Origin of the sequence: Anabaena sp. AL93, assembly GCF_001672085.1 — a bacterium.
GTDB lineage: Bacteria > Cyanobacteriota > Cyanobacteriia > Cyanobacteriales > Nostocaceae > Dolichospermum > Dolichospermum heterosporum.
Genome location: NZ_LJOU01000209.1, coordinates 1 through 1,568 on the forward strand (window position 1 = coordinate 1; position 1,568 = coordinate 1,568).

The following is a 1,568-nucleotide window of genomic DNA, read 5'->3' on the forward strand; positions in this document are numbered from 1 at the left end:
ATGAGTTCTGTAATTAAAGTAGATATACCAGAAAAATCTTATGATATTACCATTGCACCTGGGAGTTTAGATCAACTAGGTGAACAAATGGCGAGTTTGAAACTAGGTAAGAAAGTATTGCTAGTTTCCAACCCGATGATATTTAAATATTATGGCGAAAGAGCGATCGCCTCTTTAGAAAATGCCGGTTTTCAAGTCGTTAGCTACAACCTACCCCCAGGAGAACGCTACAAAACCCTCAACTCCATTCAAAAACTCTACGACATTGCCCTGGAAAATCGCCTAGAACGCTCCTCAACAATGGTCGCCTTGGGGGGAGGTGTAATTGGTGATATGACAGGCTTTGCTGCCGCCACATGGCTCAGAGGCATCAATGTAGTGCAAGTTCCTACCAGTCTCTTAGCAATGGTAGATTCGGCTATTGGTGGTAAAACCGGCGTAAATCATCCCCACGGTAAAAACTTGATTGGTGCATTTCATCAACCCAGTCTAGTTTTAATTGACCCAGAAGTCTTAAAAACCCTGCCTGCTAGGGAATTTCGGGCAGGAATGGCAGAGGTGATCAAATACGGAATCATTTGGGACACCGAGTTATTTACTCAACTAACAGCAAGCAAACACCTTGATCAACTCCGCTATGTAAAATCCGACCTGATAAACAGCATATTAACTCATTCCTGTCAAGCAAAGGCAGATGTAGTTAGCAAAGATGAAAAAGAATCTGGACTGAGGGCAATTTTAAATTATGGTCATACCATTGGTCATGCGGTGGAAAGTCTCACAGAGTATCGTCTGTTTAAACATGGTGAAGCTGTAGGCATTGGTATGGTAGCAGCGGGAGAAATTGCTGTAAAATTGGGACTTTGGCAACAAGCAGACGCAGAACGTCAAAACGCCTTAATTAAAAAAGCAGGTTTACCCACCCAAATACCCGCAGATTTAGATATTGAAGCTCTTATTGATGCTTTGCAACTAGACAAGAAAGTTAAATCTGGTAAAGTCCGCTTTGTATTACCAACCCAAATTGGTGCAGTCAAAGTTACCGACGAAGTACCAACGGAAATAATTCGAGAAGTATTATTAGGGAATAGGAGTCAGGAGTCAGGAGTTTAGAATGAAGAAGAAGAAGAAGAAAATTCTTCCCCCGCTTCCTGCTGTTTGCCCTTTCCTTCTATACTGGCAAAGGCGCTGAACCATTCAATTGCCGAGCAGCATTGATACAAACAGGGCAATCACAGCCAAATAGCTTGATAGCTAAATCACTTTCAGCATCAGAAAATTCTAGTTCTTTGGGATTATTTGTGTCCGCTTGTGCCAATTTCATGGGTTCTTTAGCAACGCTCAAAGGAGTATTACTCACCTGTATACATACCTTTCTTGGAGTTGCTGAATGGGGAGACATGACACAAGATTCATGAGTACCAGCAGTGTCAACTGTTTGACTAGCATGAGCAGGTCTACCCATCATCACCATAGATAACATGGATGTAAACAACACGGGGCTAGAAATCAAAGTTAAAATAAATCTTTTGTTCATGTACTGTTAAAAACCTTGTTATTAGGGAAAT

2 protein-coding genes are annotated in these 1,568 nt (G+C 41.5%); one reads left to right on the forward strand and one right to left on the reverse strand.

All coding sequences use genetic code 11. The features are described 5' to 3' along the window. On the forward strand, window positions 1-1,113 hold the full coding sequence (aroB, locus tag AN486_RS26485; protein ID WP_290603053.1) for a 3-dehydroquinate synthase: 1,113 nt from the start codon (window positions 1-3) through the stop codon (window positions 1,111-1,113). Between the two features lie 58 nt (window positions 1,114-1,171). Here aroB and AN486_RS26490 read toward each other — a convergent pair whose 3' ends face one another. After that, a complete protein-coding gene (locus AN486_RS26490; RefSeq protein WP_290603054.1) occupies window positions 1,172-1,537 on the reverse strand; it encodes a hypothetical protein in 366 nt (121 codons plus the stop codon). Window positions 1,538-1,568: the final 31 nt, after the last annotated feature.